This is a genomic window from Burkholderia sp. Ac-20384 (genome assembly GCF_017104605.1).
GTDB lineage: Bacteria > Pseudomonadota > Gammaproteobacteria > Burkholderiales > Burkholderiaceae > Burkholderia > Burkholderia lata.
Window position 1 is genome coordinate 15,247 of the sequence record NZ_JAAGPE010000058.1, and the last position, 21,451, is coordinate 36,697.

Sequence of the window (21,451 nt, forward strand, 5' to 3'; positions counted from 1 at the left end):
ACCCCGCATGAGCACTTTCGACAACGTCGTGGCCGGTCGCGCCACGATGGAAGCTGCCGCTTCCACGCCTGGCGCGATCATCGCGCGGCTCGAGCGGCTTCCGGCCAACGCGATGCAGATCCGCGCGCGCGTGCTGATCGGCGCCGCGACGTTCTTCGACGGCTTCGACGTGATCACGATCGCGGCGACGCTGCCGCTGCTGATTCACAAATGGGGGCTGTCGCCGACGCAGATCGGCCTGCTGATCGCATCCGGCGCGATCGGCCAGCTGATCGGCGCCTTCCTGTTCCCCGCGCTGTCGGAGAAGCACGGCCGCGTGAAGGCGATCGCGTGGAGCTCGGCCGTGATCGGCATCACGAGCATCGCGTGCGGCTTCGCGCCGACCTTCGAGATCTTCGTGCTGCTGCGGATTCTGCAGGGCCTGGGCCTCGGCGGCGAGTTGCCGGTTGCCGCGACATACATCAACGAGATCACGCGCGCACACGGCCGCGGCCGCTTCGTGCTGCTGTACGAGATCGTGTTCCCGATCGGCCTGCTCGTGTCGATGGGGCTCGGTGCGTGGCTCGTGCCGCGCTTCGGCTGGGAAATCATGTACTTCGTCGGCGGGCTGCCGCTGATCCTGTCGCTCGTGCTCACGCGCCTCGTGCCGGAATCGCCGCGCTGGCTCGCGTCGCGCGGGCGGCTCCCGGAAGCCGGGCGTGCGGTCGGCGTGTTCGAAGCGTCGGTGCGCGGCGAGCTGCCGCCCGTCACGCAGGCGGCCGCGTTCGACGAGATGGTGCGCCAGCATCCGAAGCGCAAGATGAGCGACCTGTTCAGCGCCGCGTATCGCAAGCGCACGCTCGCGGTGGCGACGTTGTGGGCGACCTGCGGGTTCATCCAGTACGGGCTGTCGACGTGGCTGCCGACCATCTACAAGAACTTCTATCACGCGCCGCTGCAGCTCGCGCTGAACCTCGCGGTGATCGGCTCGGTGATGGGCGTGCTCGGGTCGCTGGCGTCGGCGCTGCTCGTCGACAAGCTCGGCCGCAAGCCGGTGATCGTGTGGTCGTTCGTGCTGTGCGCGGTGTCGCTGGCGTTCGCGGGCATCTATCACGCGTCGTCGGTGTATGTCGTGTCGATCTTCTGCTCGCTGTCGCTCGGGTTGATGGCGTCGGGGTTCATTACTGCGTACGTCTATACGCCGGAGCAGTATCCGACGAGCATCCGCGCGTCGGGCTGCGGGCTCGGCAGCGCATGGCTGAAGGTCGCATCGTTCGTCGCGCCGATGGTCGTGCCGCACGCGATCATCGGCGGCAACCTCGCGCCGGCGTTCTACCTGATCGGCATCGTGCCGCTGATCGCGGCGGTGACCGTGCACTTCGTCGGGATCGAGACGAAGGGGAAGGTGCTCGAAGCGCTGGAAGCGTAAGCGCGGCCGGCTGGCGGCATTTGCTGAGGTGAAGAGGCCCGGGCGATGATGTCCGGGCCTTTTTGTTTTGCGGTGATCCAGGGTACCGCGGTGGGGCGGGGCGGGCGAATACGCGAAATGGCCGACTCGCGGCTCGCGTGTTCTAATTCACGATCCCGTTTTTCGACCGACTGTCGCCATGCCCCTGTTCGAACCCGTCACGCTGGATACCGCGCGCCTCGTCCTGCGGCCGTTACGCGAAGCCGATGCGCACGCGTTCTTCGAGATCTGGTCGGACAGGGAGGCGATGCGCTATTTCTCGTTCTCGCCGATGACACACGTCGAACAGGCGATCGAGCGCGTCGCACGCAACGTGAAGACGTCCGCGAGCGGGCAGGACCTGATCTGCGTGCTCGAACTGCGGGAAACCGGCGAAGCGCTCGGCGAATGCGTGCTGTTCCATGCGAACGAGCAATGCCGGCGCGCCGAGATCGGCTTCAGCCTGCGGCGGAAGTACTGGCGTGGCGGATACATGCACGAGGCGGCATCGGCCGTGATCGATCACGCGTTCGGCACGCTGCGGCTGAACCGGCTCGAAGCCGATATCGATCCGCGCAACGTCGCGTCGGCGGGGCTGCTCGAACGGCTCGGCTTCGCGCGGGAAGGGCTGCTGCGCGAACGGTGGATCGTCGGCGACGAAGTGTCGGACAGCGCGCTGTACGGGTTGCTGGCGAGCGACCGGCGCGCGTGACGCGCTGGAGTCGGATCATTTCGCCGCAGGAACGATCGCGAACGCGTCCACTTCGACCAGCACGTCGGGGCGGAACAGCGAAGCCACGCCGACGAGCGCGCTCGCGGGCGGACAGGCGGTATTGACCCACCGGTCGCGCACCTCGCGAATCTGCGGCAACAGGCCGGAATCGAAGTCGCGGACGTAGATCGTGAGCCGCGCGACGGACTCGAAGCCGACGCCCGCGGCACGAAGCGTATCGGCGATGTTCCGGAACACCTGATCGAGCTGCGTCGCGTGATCGGTGCCGACCACGGTGCCGTCGGTGTCGAACGGAACGTGCCCGGACAAATACAGCGGTTGGCCGCCTTCCACGAGTACCGCCTGCGAAATGCCGGGAATCGTGGCGCCAGGGGGATTGATTGCACGCAGCATGCGACGCTCCTCTCAGGTTGATGCGGTTGTTCGGGACGGTCGGGGGTGGCCCGCCGCGTTTGATTCAAAAGGTTGGTCAGCGATGGGGCGACGCGCTCACAGTCGGGCGAGCCAGCCCTCGACCTGTTCTTTCCCGCGCAGTGCCGCGACCCATCGATCGGGCAACGCGTGCTCGCCGTACAGTGCGCCGGCAAGGCTGCCGGCGATGGCCGCCGTCGTATCCGTGTCGTTGCCGAGCGCGATCGCGCGCTTCACGCAGTCTTCGTAGCTGCTCGTCGACAGCAGGCAATGGATCGACGACCAGAAACTGTCGACCACGTAACCGGAGCCTTGCGGCGCATCGAAGCGACCGTCGAGCACGATCTTCAGTTCGATCTCGTCGGCGGTGCCTGCGTAGCGCGCCAGCAACTCGTCTTCGGCCGCGCGCACCGCGTCGGGCGCGAGCTGGCCGTCGACGAGGCCCATCGCCGTCAGCGCATAGAGCGCACAGCACAGCTGCGAGCGCGCGTGGCCGTGCGTAACGACACTCTGCCTGCACGCGAGCCGGATCGCTTCGTCGCGCGATGCGGCGACCATCACCACCGGAAAGCAGCGCATCAGCGAGCCATTGCCGTTGTCACGTTCGTCGCAAGGGCCGGCAACGGCTGGCGCCGCGCCGGCCGCCAGCGCGTGCAACGCACGCTGCGTCTGCAGGCCGACGTCGAACACGCGGCCATCGGGCGTGAAGGCGCCGCGATGAAACCAGTCCTGCAGGTTGCGGGCGAACGTATCGAGGTTCAGGTCGCGGTCGTCCGACAGCGCGTCGAGCAGCGCGAGCGCCTGCGCGCCATCGTCGCTCCAGGTGCCGGGCGGCACGCCGTCGTGTGCGCGCGCAAAGCCGGGCGGCGGCGTCATGTCGATCTCGGCGGGCGGCGGGATCGACGCGGCGTCGTGGAATTCGTACGGCACGCCCAGCGCGTCGCCGATCAGCAGGCCAAGCAGGCCGCCGCGCAGGCGGGATCGTCGGTTCGGAGTGGCAGTCATCGGGCAGGGGTCGGATTGGCGGCTCGCGCCGCGGAATACCGTGCAGCCTAGACCAATCGCCTGCGCGTGCCTAGCCGATGCAGTGTCGCCGATGCGAACGAATGCCGCATGGCCCATGCGCGCCGGCGAACTAGAGTCGAACGGTAACCGATGAAACGACACCGGGGAGACTAGCTCATGGCGAAGAAATTTCCGCTGCATCCCGTGCATCCGGAGCGGATCTGCTGGGGATGCGACAACTACTGCCCGACGCATGCAATGCGTTGCGGCAACGGTTCGAGCCGCACGCAGCACCCGAGCGAACTGCTCGGCGACGACTGGTATCGATACGGCGACTGGGGCATCGAAGGCGCGGATGCCGACAACGAAAGCGAACGCGCGACCGAAGCCGGCGGGCAGTCGTAGCGACAAGTTGCCTCACCCGGGTGCGTCCGGTTTCTTGATCTGCATCACGGTTGCGAAACGCGTGCCGAAACATCATGAATAAAGATGCATACACAACGCATCTTGAAGCGGGCGAGATGCCCGGTGGTCAGGAACGCGCGTTCCGCCGCCGATCGCACCGACCTGCGCCCCCATGATCGATAAAGGAGAGCACCGTGTTTTGCTATCAATGCGAACAGACCGACCGGACCGGCGCACGGCCCGGCTGCGCATCGGCGAAAGGCAATTGCGGCAAGGATGCAACGACGGCGGACCTGCAGGACCTGCTGGTCCATGCGGTGAAGGGCATTGCGCAATACGGCGCGATCGCGCGTGCGATGGGCGCACCGGATCGCGACGCCGACCGGTTCGTGCTGTATGCGATGTTCACGACGCTGACCAACGTGAACTTCCATGCGGCCCGTTTCGTCGCATTGCTGCGCGAAGCGACGCAGATGCGCGACCGCGTGAAGGCCGCATGTGACGCGAGCGCGCGGGCGGCGGGAACGGTCGTCCCGGCGCAGCACGGGCCGGCGATGTGGCAGCCGGCGGACGATCTGGCCGGCCTGCTGGAACAGGCCGCGCGCGTCGGCGTGGACAACGGGCTCGACAAGGTGGGCGCGGACATCGTCGGCCTGCGCGCGCTGGTGCTGTACGGTCTGAAGGGCGTGTGCGCGTATGCGCATCATGCGCGGGTGCTCGGCTACGAGCGCGACGACATCTACGAGGGGATCGAGGCGGCGCTCGCGTTTCTCGCGCGCGACCCCGACGACGTCAACGCGCTGCTCACGCAGGCGCTCGACCTCGGCCGGCTGAACCTGACGGTCATGGAGCTGCTCGACAGCGCGAACACCGGCCGTTTCGGCGCGCAGCAACCGACGGCCGTGCGCGTGTCGCCGGTGGCGGGCAAGGCGATCCTCGTGTCGGGCCACGATCTCGGCGATCTGCACGCGCTGCTCGAACAGACGGCCGGCACGGGCATTCACGTGTACACGCACGGCGAGATGCTGCCGGCCCATGCGTATCCGGTGCTGAAGGCGTTTCCGCACCTGGTCGGCAACTACGGCGGCGCGTGGCAGGATCAGCAGAGCGACTTCGCGCATTTCCCCGGGCCGATCCTGATGACGTCCAATTGCATCATCGAGCCGATGCCGCAGTACCGGCAGCGGATCTTCACGACGGGGCCGGTCGGCTGGCCGGGCGTGCGCCATCTCGAACATCACGATTTCTCGACGCTGATCCGCGCCGCGCAGGCGCTGCCCGGGTTCCCGGCCACGGCGCCGGAGGAGATGATCACGGTCGGCTTCGGCCGGCATGCGGTGCTCGGCGTGGCGGACAAGGTCATCGACGCGGTCAAGGCCGGACAGATCCGCCATTTCTTCCTGATCGGCGGCTGCGACGGCGCGGCGCCGGGCCGCAACTACTACACCGAGTTCGCGGAGCAGGCGCCCGACGATACGGTCGTGATGACGCTCGGCTGCAACAAGTACCGCTTCAACCGGCACGCGTTCGGCGATATCGGCGGCATTCCGCGCCTGCTCGACGTCGGGCAGTGCAACGACAGCTATTCGGCGATCCGGATCGCGACGGCGCTCGCCGATGCATTCGAATGCGGCGTGAACGACTTGCCGCTGTCGCTCGTGATCTCGTGGTTCGAGCAAAAGGCGGCGGCCGTGCTGCTGACGCTGCTCGCGCTCGGCCTGCGCAACATCCGTCTCGGGCCGACGTTGCCGGCCTTCGTGACGCCGGGCGTGCTGGCGGTGCTGGTCGAGCAGTTCGGCATCCAGCCGATCGGCGACGCCGGCACCGACCTGGCCGCGTCGCTGGCGCGCCAGGCCGCTTGAGCGGGATCGTTCGATGACTTATCGCATCGAGATCACGACACGCGACGGCGAGCGCTTCGGTTTCGGCTGCGACGGCGAGCAGGATCTGCTGTCGGCAGCGGCCGACGCCGATATCACGCTGCCGTCGCAATGCCGGCGCGGCAGCTGCGGCGCATGCCAGGCGACCGTCGTCGACGGCGCGTACGAGATGCAGCCCGACAGTGCCGGCGTGCTGCCGGCTGGCCAGCGCGGCGCGGTCCTGTTGTGCCGGACGCGGCCGCGCGGCAATCTGCGGGTCGCCGCGCCGTACGACCGCACCAAGGTGCTGCTGCATCCGGTGCCCGTACGCACCGCGCGGATCGCGGCGCTTGAGACGGTCGCGGCCGACACGATGCGCGTCGAGCTGCAGGTCGAGCCTGACGACGCATTCGGCTCGGCCGCGGAGTTCGAGCCCGGTCAGTTCGCGGAGCTCGAGGTGCCGGGCAGCGGGGTGCGTCGCCCGTATTCGCTCGCGAACACGAGCAACTGGGACGGCCGCCTCGAATTCCTGATCCGGCTGCGGCCGGGCGGCTGGTTCTCGACGTACCTGCGCGAGCGTGCGCGGCCAGGCGACCCGCTGACCGTGCGCGTGCCGATGGGCGGCTTCGGGCTGTTCGCGGACAGCCTGCGGCCGCGCTGGTTCGTCGCGGGCGGCACTGGGCTCGCGCCGATCCTGTCGATGCTGCGACGCATGGCTGAGTTTCAGGAGCTGGTCGACGCGTGGCTGTTCTTCGGCGTCAATCAGGAAAGCGAACTGTTCATGCTGGATGAACTCGCGCGATTGCAAGCCGACCTGCCGCAGTTGCGCGTCGAGCTGTGCATCTGGCGGCCGGGCGGGGCGTGGGCCGGGTTGAGTGGCACGCCGGTCGATGCGTTGCGCGCGGCGCTCGCGCAGGTCGGCACGCCACCGGACATCTACGTGTGCGGGCCGCCCCCGCTCGTGCAGGGGGTGCGGGACGTGGCGATGACGGCAGGCGTGCCCGATGCGCAGTTCGCGAGCGAGCGTTTCACTGCGTGATGCTTGCATCCTGCACCGGTGGTGCGCCGCGGGTATCGAGGCACCAGCGGAAGGCTGCGCTATCCGGTGTGCAACGTGCCGGCGCGGCCTGCTGGTCCGTTGCCACGAAGCCGTTGCACGGCGCAGCCGCGAATTCGTCCGGAGGGTGCGTGCAAGGGGGCAAACAGGCGCGCGCGAGTCACCGGCGGTATGCTTGCGCCCGGGACCGGCGTCGGTGACGGACGACGGAGCGCAATCCGCGCAGCCGAAGACACGGCGGCGGCATCGGGGCACGGAGTCACAGCATGAAGCAGGTAGTGGTGACGCACGTCGCTGCGTATTCGGCCGACAGCGAATGTGCGGCGGTGACGTTACGGTGTGGCGAACACGAGATCACGGTGTTCTCGTTCGGAGGCGACGCGCGCGTCGACGACATCGTGCGAACGCCGGTGTCGGCAGTCGACTGCGATGTCCGGGCGGCCTGTCTCGACGATTGGCCCGACGACGCAAGACATGCGACCAGCCGGCAATGGATTGGGAAAACCGGGAACCCGTACGGCTACCGCGGATGCGGGTGGGTCATCGATCGGGAGCAGGGGTTGATCGACGTGGTCGGCTTCACGCTCGACGTGGGTGAGTTGCCATGCGACGGCGCGGTCGAATTCGAGTGCCTGCGGCTCGATCTCTGACCGGTCGGGTGACCGGCGGGCTTGCCGGATTGCCGGCACGAACTTACCCTTTGTCGACATCCCGGCCCCGAACAGGATCACGACCATGCACGCCCACCCTTTGCGTCTTTCCCCCGGCGACGACCTGCGCGCGTCGATCGAGCATGCATTGCGTCAGCACGACGCGCGCGCGGCATTCGTGATCCAGGGCATTGGCAGCCTGAGCGTCGCGCAGCTGCGCTTTGCCGGCGCCGACGTGCCGACCGAGCTGCGCGGCGACCTCGAAATCCTGACGCTGGCCGGCTCGGTGTCACCGGATGGCGCGCACCTGCACATGTCCGTTTCCGACGTGGTCGGCCGTGTGTCGGGCGGCCATGTGGCCAGCGGCTGCGTGGTGCGCACGACCGCCGAGATCCTGCTGGCCGTGCTGCCCGCGCATCGCTTTGCGCGCGAGCCCGACCCGCACACCGGCTTCAACGAACTGGTGATCCGTCGCGAACCGGGCGGCGATGCCGCGTGAATGACGCGCAGCGGCGCTAGAATCGCCGGTCATTCGACGCTTTTCCGCCATTCACCCTTCCGCGAGGCCGCCGTCCATGGATGATTCCGAAATCGAACAAAAGGTGTGGGACATCGTGCGCACCTGGCTCGAGGGTGCGACGCCCGAGCAATGGCACCGCTTCGCCGCGCGCTCCAATTACGACGGCAACGGCCGTGCGCTGCGCTGGCTGCTCGACAACCGCCACATCGATCGCGCCACTGCGCTGCTGATCTACTGGAATCTCGGCGCCGCGTGGTTCGTGCAGTACGCGAACGAAAGCGACCTGGGCGACGCATCCTATCAACTGGACAGGTTCCGGCTGGCGCGTGAAGTCGAGCAGCGTTATGCCGATGGCTACTACGCCGATCACGGGATCTGGTTCGATCCGCACGACTTCGACGGCGCGGGCCCGAACGACTATCCGGACGTACCGGTCGCGCGGCCGGTGCCGGCGCTGATGCTGCAGCCGACGAACGGCCGTGAGTATGTCGATCTCGACGAGGCGGAAGGGTACGACGAAGGTTTGCCGCTCGACGTCGTCGAGCGGATTTCCGCGCTTTACGACTGACCGTGCTGCGATTACCTATCGGCACCGCATAAAAAAATGGCGCCGCGGGCATTCAGCCAGCGACGCCATTGCGTGGTGTGCTGCGACGTCAACCGCCCGCCGCAGCCCGCTCCGCGTGCTTACATCTGCACGGTGTCGGCCACTTCCTTGAAGTCTTCGATCTGGTCGAAGTTCATGTACTTGTAGATCTGGTCGCCGTTCGCGTTGAGCACGCCCATGTCGGCCATGTACTCTTCCTTGGTCGGGATCTTGCCCAGACGCGAGCAGATCGCCGCCAGTTCCGCCGAGCCGAGATACACGTTCGTGTTCTTGCCGAGACGGTTCGGGAAGTTACGGGTCGACGTCGACATGACCGTCGCGCCTTCGCGCACCTGAGCCTGGTTACCCATGCACAGCGAGCAGCCCGGCATTTCGGTACGCGCACCGGCCGTGCCGAACACGCCGTAGTGGCCTTCTTCGGTCAGCTGCTTCTGGTCCATCTTGGTCGGCGGCGCGACCCACAGCTTGACCGGGATGTCGCGCTTGCCTTCGAGCAGCTTCGACGCGGCACGGAAGTGACCGATGTTGGTCATGCACGAACCGATGAACACTTCGTCGATCTTCGCGCCTGCGACGTCGGACAGCGTCTTCACGTCGTCCGGGTCGTTCGGGCACGCGACGATCGGCTCGTGGATGTCGGCGAGGTCGATCTCGATGACGGCCGCGTACTCGGCGTCGGCATCCGGCGACAGCAGTTGCGGGTCGGCCAGCCACTGTTCCATTGCCTGGATACGGCGCTGCAGGCTGCGCGGATCCTGGTAGCCCTGCGCGATCATCCACTTCAGCAGCGTGATGTTGCTGTTGAGGTACTCGATGATCGGTTCCTTGTTCAGGTGGACCGAGCAACCGGCTGCCGAACGCTCGGCCGACGCATCCGACAGTTCGAACGCTTGCTCGACCTTCAGGTCGGGCAGGCCTTCGATTTCGAGGATGCGGCCCGAGAAGATGTTCTTCTTGCCTTGCTTGGCGACCGTCAGCATGCCTTGCTTGATTGCATACAGCGGGATCGCGTTGACGAGGTCACGCAGCGTAACGCCCGGCTGCATCTTGCCCTTGAAGCGGACCAGCACCGATTCCGGCATGTCCAGCGGCATCGTGCCGGTGGCGGCCGCGAACGCGACCAGGCCCGAGCCGGCCGGGAAGCTGATGCCGATCGGGAAGCGCGTGTGCGAATCGCCGCCAGTGCCGACGGTGTCGGGCAGCAGCATGCGGTTCAGCCACGAGTGGATCACGCCGTCGCCCGGGCGCAGCGCGATGCCGCCACGCGTGCTGATGAAGTTCGGCAGCGTCTGGTGCGTCTTCACGTCGACCGGCTTCGGATAAGCGGCGGTGTGGCAGAACGACTGCATCACGAGGTCGGCCGAGAAGCCGAGGCACGCGAGATCCTTCAGTTCGTCGCGGGTCATCGGGCCCGTGGTGTCCTGCGAGCCGACCGAGGTCATCTTCGGTTCGCAGTACGTGCCCGGGCGCACGCCCTGGCCTTCCGGCAGACCGCATGCACGGCCGACCATCTTCTGCGCGAGCGAGAAGCCCTTGCCGCTGTCGGCCGGCTGGTGCGGCAGGCGGAACAGCGTCGACGGCGCGAGGCCCAGCGCTTCACGCGCCTTCGAGGTCAGGCCGCGGCCGATGATCAGCGGAATGCGGCCGCCGGCGCGCACTTCGTCGAACAGCACGTCGGACTTGACCTGGAATTCGGCGATCACGTTGCCGTCCTTCAGGGCCTTGCCTTCGTACGGGCGCAGTTCGACCACGTCGCCCATTTCCATCTGCGACACGTCGAGCTCGATCGGCAGCGCGCCGGCATCTTCCATCGTGTTGTAGAAGATCGGGGCGATCTTGCTGCCGAGGCACACGCCGCCGAAGCGCTTGTTCGGGACGAACGGGATGTCTTCGCCGGTGAACCACAGCACCGAGTTGGTGGCCGACTTGCGCGAGGAGCCGGTGCCGACCACGTCGCCCACGTAGGCGACCAGGTGACCCTTTTCCTTCAGCGATTCGATGAACTTGATCGGGCCGCGCTTGCCGTCTTCTTCCGGCGTGATGCCCGGGCGTGCGTTCTTCAGCATCGCCAGCGCGTGCATCGGGATGTCCGGGCGGGTGGTGGCGTCCGGGGCCGGCGACAGGTCGTCGGTGTTGGTTTCGCCCGTCACCTTGAACACGGTGATGGTCAGGCTTTGCGGCACTTCCGGACGGCTCGTGAACCATTCGGCGTCGGCCCAGCTTTGCAGCACGGCCTTCGCATGCGCGTTGCCCTTGTCGGCGAGTTCCTTGACGTCATGGAACTGGTCGAACATCAGCAGGGTTTTCTTCAGTGCGTCAGCGGCCACGGCAGCGACGGCTTCATCGGACAGCAGCTCGATCAGCGGCTGGATGTTGTAGCCGCCCAGCATCGTGCCGAGCAGTTCGGTCGCGCGTTCGCGCGAGATCAGCGGGCAGGCGGTCTCGCCCTTGGCCACGGCGGCCAGGAAGCCGGCCTTCACGCGGGCGGCTTCGTCGACGCCTGCGGGTACGCGATGGGTGATCAGGTCGAGCAGCGTCTGCTCTTCGCCGGCGGGCGGGTTCGTCAGCAGTTCCACCAGTTCGGCGGTCTGCTGAGCCGTCAGCGGCAGGGGAGGAATACCGAGCGCGGCGCGGGCGGCCACGTGAGCACGAAAGTTTTCAAGCATGGGGAGACCTGCTGATATTGCGTTTGAGGGGAAGGCCTTGCCGGCACTCCGGGGCTGTTCCAGGCACTGCTTTGCAGCGGGATTCTAATCTCAATGCGCTTTGACGTCAAATGTCTTATGTCTTATATAAGAGTTGGTGTCGGCACGCGGGAAAGCGAGGTGGCGCGGGGGGGCGACAGCGCAGATATCTGCACAAGCATGCAAGAAACGTGACACACAGGCGGCTTTCGCGCGCCTACGCTCTGTTTCACGTGACTTTCAATCGGGTTTCAAAAAGCGGAGCGAGCATCGGCGTGTGCTGGTCGCCTTGTCCTGGAATGTCCTGGATGGCCGCGAGCCCTTGAATCCTGTCGATCAAGAACATGCGATCCAGAGAATCGATTTTCGTGGTGGTGGCGCTCGTCGCGTCGTCGGTCGTTCATGCGGCCACGACCGACGATGAAACAAGTGGCTCCGCCAGCCGTCCCGTCGCCCTGGTCTATCGCGGCCCGGCCGCGTGCGACGGCTGCCCGGAGACGATTGCGCAGCGCCTGCGGGAATCGGGCCACCCGTTCCGGGTGATCTACGTCGGGCCGGCGGAGAAACTCAAGATCACGCCCGCTGTCCTGGCCGGCGCGGCGCTCTATGTGCAGCCGGGCGGCGGGCAGGACATCCCCGGTGCGGCGGCCAGCATCGGAAAGCATTCGATCAAGGCCGTGCGGCAATACGTGTCGAACGGCGGGCGCTATCTGGGCATCTGCATGGGCGCCTACCTGGCGGGCGACCCGGGTTTCGGGCTGGTCGCCGGCGAGTTCGACTCCGAGGTCGACCGGCCGGGCTCGACGCTCCACGGGATCGCGGACACGGTGACGCCAGTGGTATGGCGTGGGAAAAAACGCTGGATCTACTTCCAGGACGGCGCGATGCTCCCGGCCGCCCCCGGCGCGGTCGTGCTGGCGACCTATCCGAACCGCGATATCGCGGCCGCGACCTATCGCTACGGCAAGGGGCGCGTCGGGCTCGTCGGCCCGCATCCCGAAGCCGACGAAAGCTGGTATCGCCAGAACGGGCTCAAGAACCCGGACGGCATTCGGGCGGACATGGCCGACGACCTGATCGACGCGACGATGAAGCCATGACGGCGTGTGTGCGACTTCCGCTTATTTCCGCTTGGCGCGATACGCGTCGAGGTTCTTCCGCGCCTGCGTGCGGATCGCGCGTTGCATGAAAGGCGTCCAGCCGAGCAGCGCGCCTTTCAGCCCCAGCGCCTGACGCGCCCAGCGCCACAGGTCAAAGCTGTCGCGATGCTCGACGATGCGTCCGTCGCGAAACCGGAATCGCGCGTCGATCCGGTTGACCACCATCCGGTCGGTTGCGGTGAAGCGGTAGTGAGCGATCCACTCGGCGCGTCCGGCCTGCTGATCCGCGGCGACGTCGCCGAACGTCAATGAAAAGTCCTGTGCCCGCGCGACCAGCATGCGCCACATGTCGCGTGCGAGGTCGCCGCGCAGCTCGCCGAATGCGGGATCGCTGAACACGACGTCATCGGCATAGCAGGCGAGCATCCCGTCGATGTCGCGCTGCTGGAACGCCGTATAGAAGCGCTGGATCAACTCGGTGTGTGGGTGGCTCATCTTTGGGTGTGTTGTCGTTGGCGATGAAGCGGGGTCTCGACGCGGCGGCCGGATGCCGGGCAAGCCACTGTAGCGGAAATCAAACGGGCTGTCGCCGATGGCAGCGGCGGCGCGTAGCGGTTGCTCGCGGCTGTTCCACGGGCCGGTCATTTGACGGACAATCCGGCGCTGGAGGCCGATTGCGCGTCGACCCGAGCGCGCGCGTCGGCTGCCGGGAACCCACTCATGACATTCCGCTTTGAAGCCTCGTTGCGGCGCACGTTTCTGCTCGTGCTGCTTGCTCATGCGCCCCAGGCCTTCGCGGCAGGGCTCGACTGCGCGCAGGCAACCAGCCAGACCGAAAAAGCCGTCTGCGCATCGAACGACCTGCATCTGGACGACGGCAGGCTGTCGGTCTTTTACCGGAAACTGTCCGATGCATTGCCGCAGGGGCAGCGTGCCGTGTTGCGCACCGCGCAGCTCAGCTGGCTGAAGACCCGTGATCAATGCGGCGCCGATCACGGTTGCCTCGAGCAGCGCTATCTGACGCGGATCGGCGACCTGCAATCGCAACTCGCCACGGTGCTTGCCTATCGCCCCGACGCCGAAGACAAGGCTGCGCTCGACGACTTGCGCGCGCTCGTCGACCAGGCGCGCCGCGCGGATTCAAGCTCGCCGGTCGAGAAAGTGATCGACCGGTTGCGGATCACGAACGGCGTGACGCGCTTTTCGAGCGACGCCAGCGACGGGCAGGGGGCGGTTTTGCCGACGGCGCGCCCCGGCGGCGTGACGGCCGACGAGTGGCGGGCGTTGAAGGCGTCGCCGAGCGGTAGCGGGGTGGACGACACCGCGATGGGCGCGTCCTACACGCTGATCGACCTCGACGGCGACGGGCAGCGCGATCTGGTCGTCGAATCGGCGGCGAACGGAACCGGGTTGTGGTCGTCGGTCGATGTCTTGCGCCGCAAGGGCGGCAAGTTCGAGGTGTCCGGCGATTCGAACGAGGCGCTCGACCGCAGCCTGTACACGACGAATGGCCGCGGCGCGAACCAGGCCGGTGAATGGATTCGCTTGCGCGGGCGCGTCTATGCGTTGTATCGCGACAGCCACTACGGCATGGACGAGTTTTACCTGCTGCGGCCGTTTACCGTCGTTGGCCAGGTGCCGAAACTGACGGTGCATTATCGTTACCGCCTGTCGGTGCCGATCGAGCAGCGCAATGAAGGCAAGACCGGTTCGACGGTGCTTGACGGCAAGCTGCACGCGGCGCTCGACAAGGCGCTGCACGACGTGAGCGACAGCACCGCGCGCGATGCGGGCTCCGATACCCCGCTGTGTCCGATCCCGCCGTCGGTGCAGGGCGACGATCGCAGCGACTATTCGAGCTACGGGCCCGGCCACTACGCGTACGAGATCGTCGGCGACATGGCGGTTCATGTCGGCGACACGTGCTACATCGGCAGGTTGATCGACTGGTTTGGCGACTACCGGAAGGATGGCCTGGTCGCGCAGTTGTCGATGCGTCTTCCCCGCGACGAGTCGGACCGCGAGCAGACGTTCAGCGTGAACGGCATCCGGACCGTGACGTCCGTCGCGACGTCGATCGAGCAAATGACCGTCAACAGCGGGAATTGATCCAGGCGCGCGGCTCCGGTTCAGCCGTCGTGACCCGAGCGCGACCGGCGCCTCACCGGACGCCCGTCAACGGTTCGCCAGCGCGACATCCTGGTTGCCGCGCCCCGTCACCAGGCAGCCCGACATGAAGGCTTCGCCCTGGCTGCTGGCGGCTGCTTCGCCGAAGCCGCGGCCGAGCGCGTCGACCTTCACCTGCGCGGCACCTTGTTCGCACGCAAGCGGGCTGGTGTCGCGGCCCTGCGCATGCAGGATCGCGCGATCGCCAATGAGATATGCCAGCAGGGCGAAAACAGCGATATGTACGGCTCGTCTCATGGTTCGTCTCCTCGTGGCCCAAGCGTAACGCGGACCCGTTCGACGAAGCACTTGGGGGTTCCCCCGGTAAACGTCCGCTGAAATGGGGGCGCCGGGTGATCCTGTCCCGTTTTTCGTGGTTTGCGGGAGGAGGGGAATCGCGGCTTCAGTGCGCGTGGCAGGCGAAACCGGACGGGCGGCGAGGCATTCGCGCGACGGTTGTCTGCGCGACAGGCGCGCGATTCACGGGAGTTTGACGAATGTCAGGGTACGGACGGGCGGGGGCGGTTGCGCGGCGGTTCAAAGCGATAGCATGAATGCATGATTTGACGGAACGCGATCGCGGACGAACGCATCGGTTCCGGCAAGCAGGTGCGTGTTGAACATCGCTATCCAATTAGTGAGGAATCCAAATGCTTAACGTCTCTTCCGTCCTGATCAGCCTCGCCCCGATGTGGGCCATCCTGCTCGTTGCATCGTCGGCCGCCGCCTATTTCGTGTTCTGGCGCAAGGTCATCGATTGAGCGCAGCGTGAACGCCGGTGCGCGTGCGAGCGGTAACGCGCACACGGGTCGCACCGCACGTTGCAAACCCGGGGCGCGTCAGCGAACGAGCCCTCGACGCGCCACCGCGCGTCATTCCCGTCATTGCACGGCCGTGACCGGCACGTTTGAAATCCGCACCAGCCGGCTCATCACGCTGCGGCGGAACACCGACATCAGCGCATGCAACGGGTCGTGCCGCGGCGCGACGACCACGATCTCGTCGCACCCCGTCTCGGCCGCGACGGACGCGATCGTATCGGCCACCGGGCCCACCTTCATCACGACGCTGTACTTGACGCCGGCTTCCTGCAGGATCCGCTCGGCCATGGCCAGATCGTCTGACGCGAACTTCTCCTCGATCGAACGCAGCCGCGACAGCGGATGGTAGGCCTCGAGCCGCGTCGATTCGAGCGGTGCCTGAACGTTGATCAGCACGATCTCCGACGCGCAGCGTTCGCGATACAGGAAGGTCGCGTGGCGAACCGCCTGAAGCGAGCGGGGAGAGTGGCCGACCGGAACCAGCAGCTTGAGCATGAACGTTGTCCAGGAAACGAGATGATTCCAGCGTAGCGCCCCGCCGGGCCGAACGATCTAAAGAGAACGGGCGGCCGCGTAAAAATGTCGTTAACGCGTGCCGCCTCGTGGCGCGCCTAATAGAAATATAAGAAATTTAAGTTTATGCGCATAAACGATTTCATCGACCGGGGCGGCGCGCGCAAAGCGGGGCCCGCCGCCCCGATTTAGTCGGAACCGCAATGAATCGCGGCGGAAAATATCGGAGGTCGCCGATTCGACGTCGCGTAGAGTAGTGCATCGGCCGCGGCGCGGCCGCTCCCGGCCGGTTAGGGAGCAACCGCCGCCATGCGGCCCGCCATTCCATTCCGATTCCAGGAGACTCCGCATGCCGCACGGCGCCCCGCAGCTTCTCGCTCCCGCTTCCATCCCCGTCGACCCGATCGTGCGCCTGTCGGCGAGCGAGCTCGCGTCGGCGATCCGCGGCAAGGCCGTGTCGTGCGTCGAGACGATGCGCGCGTATCTCGATCACGTCGAGCGCGTGAACGGCGCGGTCAACGCGATCGTCGCGCTGCGCGACCGCGACGCGCTGCTCGCCGAGGCGGCGGAAAAGGACGCCGCGCTGGCGCGCGGCGAGTACCACGGCTGGATGCACGGGATGCCGCAGGCGCCGAAGGATCTGGCGATGACGAAGGGGCTGCGGACGACCTACGGCTCGCCGATCTTCCGCGAAAACGTGCCGCAGGCCGATTCCGTGGGCGTGGCACGGATGCGCGCGGCCGGCGCGATCTTCATCGGCAAGACCAACACGCCCGAATTCGGGCTCGGCTCGCACACGTTCAACGAGGTCTACGGCGCGACGCGCAACCCGTACGACCTGACCAAGAGCGCGGGCGGCAGCAGCGGCGGCACGGCGGCGGCGCTCGCGTCGCGGATGCTGCCGGTGGCGGACGGCAGCGATTTCGGCGGCTCGCTGCGCAATCCGGCCGCGTTCTGCAACATCTACGGCTTCCGTCCGTCGCAGGGCCGCGTGCCGCGCTGGCCGGGCGTCGACGTGTTCGTGCAGCAGCTCGGCATCGAAGGGCCGATGGGCCGTACGGTCGGCGACGTCGCGCAGCTGCTCGCGATCCAGGCCGGCTACGACCGCAACGACCCGCTGTCGCTCGCGGACGATCCGGCCGTGTTCGCGCAGCCGCTCGACGCCGACCTGCGCGGCAAGCGCATCGCGTGGGTCGGCGACTGGAACGGCTATCTCGCGACCGAGGCCGGTGTGCTCGCGCTGTGCGAGCAGGGGCTGGCGACGCTGCGCGAGATCGGCTGCGACGTCGATGCCGCGCTGCCGGCGTTCGCGCCCGACCGGATCTGGCGCCTGTGGCTTGCGCACCGGCACCTGCTGTCCGGCGGCGGGCTGCTGGCGCACTATCGCGACCCGGCGCGGCGCGCGCTGCTGAAGCCCGAGGCGATCTACGAGATCGAAGGGCTGCTCGCTATGCAGGGCGCCGCGGTGTTCGACGCGAGCGTCGAGCGCACCGCGTGGCACCAGGCCGTTCTCAGCTTCTTCGACCGCTACGACTTCATCGCGGCGCCGACCGCGCAGGTGTTCCCGTTCGACGTCGACCAGCGCTGGCCGAAGGAGATTGCGGGCCGCCCGATGGATACTTATCACCGCTGGATGGAAACGGTCGTGCCGTGGACGCTGGCCGGCTGCCCGGTGATCAGCGTGCCGGTCGGCTTCAACGACGCGGGGCTGCCGATGGGGATGCAGCTGATCGGGCGTCCGCGTGCCGATCTCGCCGTGTTGCAACTCGCGCGCGGCTACGAGCAGGCGGCTGACTTGGTCGGCGGGCGGTTGCCGGCGTGGATGGCTGCGTAACGCGTTGATGGCCGATAGCTGATAGCTGGAAGCCAAAGCCGGTTGCGGATCGCGCATGGCAGATGGGAAAGCGGGCGGCGGAAAGCCGCCCGTTTTGCTTTGACTCTCGAACGTGTTGTTCGCAGGCGCGTGTCACGCCGAGCACGGCGTGTTGCGCGATGGTATGGCGTCATGTCATCGACGCTGCGCAGCACGTTCCGTGTCGCTGCTGCTCCTGGCGATCGAGCGCTCGATGTGCAGTGCGACATGCGGGATGGCTGGCAGGCCACCTCCGGCATCGCCTGCGCAAGCCGGCAACCGCCGCGATCGATTGATGCGGCGCGAGAACGAATTTCGGTACACGCCCGGAAATCGCCCGGCAAACGCGGACGAATCTCCTCAAGCACGTACGCCGGTCGCGGAATTGCAAGCGGCCACGCCGCGTGATTTCGTTTCGATGTGTTTCAGTCGTTGCGGCCGCGCGCGGCGCGCTTCGACAATATCGGCCTCAACAATTCGGGCACGAGGACAACACATGAAGCAGATTCGCGCGACGGGCCGGCACCTGGCCACGGCAGGCATCGCGTTCGGCATCCTGGCAAGCGGCACCGCGCACGCGCAGCTCGACCTGCAGTCGCTCGGCGCATCGCTGCTCGGTGGCGGGCAGCAGCAGGCGGCACCCGCGCAGGGCGGCGTCGCGCAATTGCTGCAGGCCTATGTCGGTGCGAACCAGCAGGTGCTGACCGGCCAGTCGTCGCTCGCGTCGGCGATGGGGCTGACCGGCGCGGCCGGGCAGGCGCAGCAGGCCGCGAGCCAACTGACCGGCGGCGATGCGCTGACGCCGGCCGCGCTGTCGCAGATGGGCGGCGCGCAGCAATCGGTGTCGCAGGCGCTCGGCCAGGCATTCGCGAGCGGTGGCGCGACACACGGGCCGATCGACAAGCAGGCGTTCAGCAACGGCCTCGCGTCGCTCGGGCAGGGGCTCACGCAGTATTCGCAACTGCAGTCGGGGCTCGGCAATCTCGGCTCGACGAGCGCGGCATCGCTGTTGCAGTCGGGCCTGAATCCGCAGAACATGCAGGCTGCGTCGTATATCGCGCAAAGCGCGCCGGGCCAGTTGCAGTCGCTCGCGACGACGCTCAGCCAGGCCGTGCAGTTCGCGACGAGCCAGGGCATTTCGGTGCCGTCGGTCGCATCGTCCGCGTTGAAGCTGCTGCCGTAACGTTGCGCGGGGCCACGCGCGCGCGATGCGGTGCCGGCATCGCGCGCGACGCGAAGATGGCCCCGCACAACATGGGGATTCCGCACGATGCTATCGTGGCGTGTCCCTTTTTTCGGTGCAGGTTCATGACAGACTCGTTTGACCTCTCGCGCTATTTCTCCCGCATCGGCTACGACGGCCCGGTCGAGCCGACGCTCGACGTGCTGCGCCAGCTGCATCTGCTGCACCCGCAGGCGATTCCGTTCGAAAACCTCAATCCGCTGACCGGTGCGCGCGTCGCGCTCGACCTGCCTTCGATCGTCGACAAGGTGCTCGCGCATCGCCGCGGCGGCTACTGTTTCGAACTCAACAAGCTGTTCTACACCGCGCTCACGGCGATCGGTTTTCGCGTGACGCCGATGATCGCGCGTGTGCGCTGGATGCAGCCGCCGGAAGCCGCCACCGCGCATACGCACATGCTGCTGCGCATCGATCTCGATGGCGCGGCCTGGCTCGCGGACATCGGCTTCGGCAGCGCGACGCTCACCGCGCCGCTGCGTTTCGTGCCGGACGAGCGGCAGCTGACGCCGCACGGCGTGTTCCGCGTCGTCGCCGCGCCGGTCGACGGTGAATTCGACATGCAGATCGAGACACCCGACGGCTGGCAGACCACCTATCGCTTCCAGCCGAAGCGGGTCGAGTGGATCGATTACGACGCCGCGAACTGGTTCACGTCGACGTATCCCGAATCGATCTTCCTGCATAACCTGATCGCCTGCCGCGTGCTGCCGGACGGCCGTGCGGCGCTGCGCAACACCACGCTGACGATCCGCGATGCGGCGGGCGTCGGGCGCACCGTCACGTTCGACGATGCGGCCGCATGGGGCGCGTGCCTGCGCGACACGATCGGCATCGACACGACAGGATTCGATCTCGACGCGCTGTTCGCACGGCTGGTAGCGCGCGCCGCGGCGTAACCCGGATTCACGATCGATTGCCAACGGCGTCCCGCACACGCGTGCCGCACCTGCGGTTGACATTTGCTAGATTGCTAGCATACTAGCCAACATGACCGACGAAGAAGTGAAGCAGTTCAACGTGTACCTGCCGCTCAGCCTGATCCGGCAGGTCAAGCATCGCGCCATCGAAACGGAGCAATCGCTGTCCGCGCTGGTGGCCGACGCATTGCGCGCGTACCTGGCTGCGCCGCCGCCGGGCGCGGGGCCGTCCACCAAGGAGGAGTGACATGTCATCCGAGCGAATCGAAGCCGTGTACCTGACGACGCACAACTGGGGCAAGTCGGCGAAGTTCTTCCAGGCGCTGGGTTTCACGCTGGAGTTCGAAACCGATCACCAGTCGGGCCAGTTGCGCAGCGGCGACGGCCCCTTTCTGTTCATCGCCGAAGTGCCGTCGAGCGAGACGCCGGACATGCAGGTCGTGCTCAAGGTCGCGGATGAGCAGGCGGTGCAGCCGCAGCCGATCGTCGACGTCGTCACGCCGTTCGAGGACACCCACTGGGGCACGCGCGACATGACCGTGCGCGATCCGGACGGCCGCGTATGGCGCCTGCAGGCGCCGGGCAAGCAGGGCGCGTGAGGCGGCCATGACCGAACCTCGCGCGAACGCTCCCGACAGCACCGCCGCCCGCGTCGCGCTGTGGCGCGCACTGCACGTCGAACTCGATGCTCCGCCGGTGCTCGCCGACAAAGTCGGGCTGCAACTGCTCGCGCCGGAACCCGGCTGGCAGCAGCGCGGCGACATGGATCCGCAGTTCACGCGGCCGTTCCGTGCGTCGATCGTCGCGCGGGCGCGCTTCATCGAGGATTGGGTGGTCGAGCAGGCCGCGCGCGGCGTGAACCAGTACGTGATCCTCGGCGCGGGGCTCGACAGTTTCGTGCAGCGCCGGCCCGACATGGCGTCGCGCGTGACCGTCTTCGAAGTCGATCCGCCCGCGCCGCAGGCGTGGAAGCAGCGCCGCCTGGTCGAGCTCGGTTTCGGCGTGCCCGACTGGCTGCGTTTCGTGCCGGTCGATTTCGAGGCGAAACAGTCGTGGCGGGCCGCGCTCGTCGGCGCGGGCTTCGATGCGGGCAAGCCGGCGGTCGTGGTGTCCACCGGCGTCAGCATGTATCTGACGCACGAAGCGAATGCGGCCGCGTTGCGCGAAGTCGCGTCGCTCGCGCCGGGCTCGACGCTCGCGATGACGTTCCTGTTGCCGCTGGAGAATGCGGATCCGGAGGTGCGCCCCGGGCTGGAAATGGCCGCGAAGGGCGCGCGCGCCAGCGGCACGCCGTTCATCAGCTTCTTCATGCCGGCGCAGATCCAGGCGCTCGCGCGGGAGGCCGGTTTCGCGCACGCGGCGCACGTATCGGCCGCCGATCTGACGCGTCGTTACTTCGCCGATCGCACCGACGGCCTGCGGCCGCCGAACAACGCGGAAGAGCTGCTGGTCGCGACGGTCTGAGCCGTCGCGACCAAAGCG

At 67.1% G+C, this 21,451-nt stretch carries 22 protein-coding genes; 16 read left to right on the forward strand and 6 right to left on the reverse strand.

The annotated features are described in order from the left end of the window. Window positions 1-7: 7 nt before the first annotated feature. Together G3O00_RS13940 and G3O00_RS13945 are read left to right on the forward strand one after the other, a co-directional pair. On the forward strand, window positions 8-1,408 hold the full coding sequence (locus G3O00_RS13940) for an MFS transporter (protein ID WP_174935695.1): 1,401 nt from the start codon (window positions 8-10) through the stop codon (window positions 1,406-1,408). Between the two features lie 178 nt (window positions 1,409-1,586). After that, window positions 1,587-2,138 (forward strand): GNAT family N-acetyltransferase, encoded by a 552-nt coding sequence (locus tag G3O00_RS13945; protein WP_206143297.1) that lies wholly within the window; start codon window positions 1,587-1,589, stop codon window positions 2,136-2,138. A 15-nt stretch (window positions 2,139-2,153) separates the two neighbouring features. Here G3O00_RS13945 and G3O00_RS13950 read toward each other — a convergent pair whose 3' ends face one another. Both G3O00_RS13950 and G3O00_RS13955 read right to left on the reverse strand, forming a co-directional pair. Then, window positions 2,154-2,552 (reverse strand): RidA family protein, encoded by a 399-nt coding sequence (locus tag G3O00_RS13950; RefSeq protein WP_206143298.1) that lies wholly within the window; start codon window positions 2,550-2,552, stop codon window positions 2,154-2,156. A gap of 96 nt (window positions 2,553-2,648) precedes the next feature. Beyond that, window positions 2,649-3,575: an ADP-ribosylglycohydrolase family protein gene (locus G3O00_RS13955; protein WP_206143299.1), complete on the reverse strand. Its 927-nt coding sequence runs from the start codon at window positions 3,573-3,575 to the stop codon at window positions 2,649-2,651. 177 nt (window positions 3,576-3,752) lie between these two features. On the opposite strand from G3O00_RS13955, the gene G3O00_RS13960 reads away from it, so the two are divergent. The 6 genes from G3O00_RS13960 to G3O00_RS13985 all read left to right on the forward strand — a co-directional run bounded on the left by G3O00_RS13960 (window position 3,753) and on the right by G3O00_RS13985 (window position 8,634). Further along, window positions 3,753-3,980, forward strand: a complete 228-nt coding sequence (locus tag G3O00_RS13960) for a DUF3079 domain-containing protein (protein WP_011354727.1) — start codon at window positions 3,753-3,755, stop codon at window positions 3,978-3,980. Window positions 3,981-4,174: 194 nt separating this feature from the next. Continuing rightward, the gene (gene hcp / locus G3O00_RS13965) at window positions 4,175-5,842 is read left to right on the forward strand and encodes a hydroxylamine reductase (RefSeq protein WP_206143300.1); all 1,668 of its coding nucleotides are present in this window, start codon (window positions 4,175-4,177) and stop codon (window positions 5,840-5,842) included. Between the two features lie 13 nt (window positions 5,843-5,855). After that, on the forward strand, window positions 5,856-6,878 hold the full coding sequence (locus tag G3O00_RS13970) for an FAD-binding oxidoreductase (RefSeq protein WP_206143301.1): 1,023 nt from the start codon (window positions 5,856-5,858) through the stop codon (window positions 6,876-6,878). A 284-nt stretch (window positions 6,879-7,162) separates the two neighbouring features. Beyond that, the gene (locus tag G3O00_RS13975; protein WP_206143302.1) at window positions 7,163-7,546 is read left to right on the forward strand and encodes a hypothetical protein; all 384 of its coding nucleotides are present in this window, start codon (window positions 7,163-7,165) and stop codon (window positions 7,544-7,546) included. A gap of 85 nt (window positions 7,547-7,631) precedes the next feature. Further along, window positions 7,632-8,045, forward strand: coding sequence for a PPC domain-containing DNA-binding protein (locus G3O00_RS13980; protein WP_174935680.1), 414 nt, complete (start codon window positions 7,632-7,634; stop codon window positions 8,043-8,045). A 76-nt stretch (window positions 8,046-8,121) separates the two neighbouring features. Continuing rightward, window positions 8,122-8,634, forward strand: a complete 513-nt coding sequence (locus G3O00_RS13985) for a DUF4274 domain-containing protein (protein ID WP_206143303.1) — start codon at window positions 8,122-8,124, stop codon at window positions 8,632-8,634. Window positions 8,635-8,753: 119 nt separating this feature from the next. Here G3O00_RS13985 and acnB read toward each other — a convergent pair whose 3' ends face one another. After that, on the reverse strand, window positions 8,754-11,339 hold the full coding sequence (acnB, locus tag G3O00_RS13990) for a bifunctional aconitate hydratase 2/2-methylisocitrate dehydratase (RefSeq protein ID WP_206143304.1): 2,586 nt from the start codon (window positions 11,337-11,339) through the stop codon (window positions 8,754-8,756). Between the two features lie 362 nt (window positions 11,340-11,701). On the opposite strand from acnB, the gene G3O00_RS13995 reads away from it, so the two are divergent. Beyond that, window positions 11,702-12,457, forward strand: coding sequence for a BPL-N domain-containing protein (locus G3O00_RS13995; RefSeq protein ID WP_206143305.1), 756 nt, complete (start codon window positions 11,702-11,704; stop codon window positions 12,455-12,457). Between the two features lie 21 nt (window positions 12,458-12,478). Here G3O00_RS13995 and G3O00_RS14000 read toward each other — a convergent pair whose 3' ends face one another. Next, window positions 12,479-12,952: a nuclear transport factor 2 family protein gene (locus G3O00_RS14000; protein WP_206143312.1), complete on the reverse strand. Its 474-nt coding sequence runs from the start codon at window positions 12,950-12,952 to the stop codon at window positions 12,479-12,481. 225 nt (window positions 12,953-13,177) lie between these two features. Between G3O00_RS14000 and G3O00_RS14005 the strand changes: the two genes are divergently transcribed. Next, window positions 13,178-14,566, forward strand: coding sequence for a lysozyme inhibitor LprI family protein (locus tag G3O00_RS14005; RefSeq protein ID WP_206143306.1), 1,389 nt, complete (start codon window positions 13,178-13,180; stop codon window positions 14,564-14,566). A gap of 66 nt (window positions 14,567-14,632) precedes the next feature. On the opposite strand, the gene G3O00_RS14010 is transcribed toward G3O00_RS14005, so the two are convergent. Both G3O00_RS14010 and G3O00_RS14015 read right to left on the reverse strand, forming a co-directional pair. Further along, entirely contained in the window at window positions 14,633-14,881 is a 249-nt protein-coding gene (locus G3O00_RS14010) for a hypothetical protein (RefSeq protein ID WP_021161497.1), read from the reverse strand. Between the two features lie 623 nt (window positions 14,882-15,504). Continuing rightward, window positions 15,505-15,939, reverse strand: a complete 435-nt coding sequence (locus G3O00_RS14015; RefSeq protein ID WP_011354737.1) for a universal stress protein — start codon at window positions 15,937-15,939, stop codon at window positions 15,505-15,507. A gap of 367 nt (window positions 15,940-16,306) precedes the next feature. Here G3O00_RS14015 and G3O00_RS14020 point away from each other — a divergent pair, with 367 nt between their 5' ends. From G3O00_RS14020 to G3O00_RS14045, 6 genes are all read left to right on the forward strand, one after another. Beyond that, window positions 16,307-17,791 (forward strand): amidase, encoded by a 1,485-nt coding sequence (locus tag G3O00_RS14020; RefSeq protein ID WP_206143307.1) that lies wholly within the window; start codon window positions 16,307-16,309, stop codon window positions 17,789-17,791. Window positions 17,792-18,305: 514 nt separating this feature from the next. Beyond that, window positions 18,306-18,992 carry a hypothetical protein gene (locus G3O00_RS14025; protein ID WP_041493250.1) on the forward strand — a complete coding sequence of 229 codons (687 nt, stop codon included), beginning with the start codon at window positions 18,306-18,308 and terminating at the stop codon, window positions 18,990-18,992. Window positions 18,993-19,117: 125 nt separating this feature from the next. Then, entirely contained in the window at window positions 19,118-19,948 is an 831-nt protein-coding gene (locus G3O00_RS14030) for an arylamine N-acetyltransferase (RefSeq protein WP_206143308.1), read from the forward strand. Window positions 19,949-20,039: 91 nt separating this feature from the next. Then, a complete protein-coding gene (locus G3O00_RS14035; RefSeq protein WP_039344130.1) occupies window positions 20,040-20,216 on the forward strand; it encodes a ribbon-helix-helix domain-containing protein in 177 nt (58 codons plus the stop codon). Window position 20,217: 1 nt separating this feature from the next. After that, on the forward strand, window positions 20,218-20,568 hold the full coding sequence (locus G3O00_RS14040; protein ID WP_206143309.1) for a VOC family protein: 351 nt from the start codon (window positions 20,218-20,220) through the stop codon (window positions 20,566-20,568). A gap of 7 nt (window positions 20,569-20,575) precedes the next feature. Further along, entirely contained in the window at window positions 20,576-21,433 is an 858-nt protein-coding gene (locus G3O00_RS14045) for a class I SAM-dependent methyltransferase (protein ID WP_206143310.1), read from the forward strand. Window positions 21,434-21,451 lie beyond the last annotated feature (18 nt).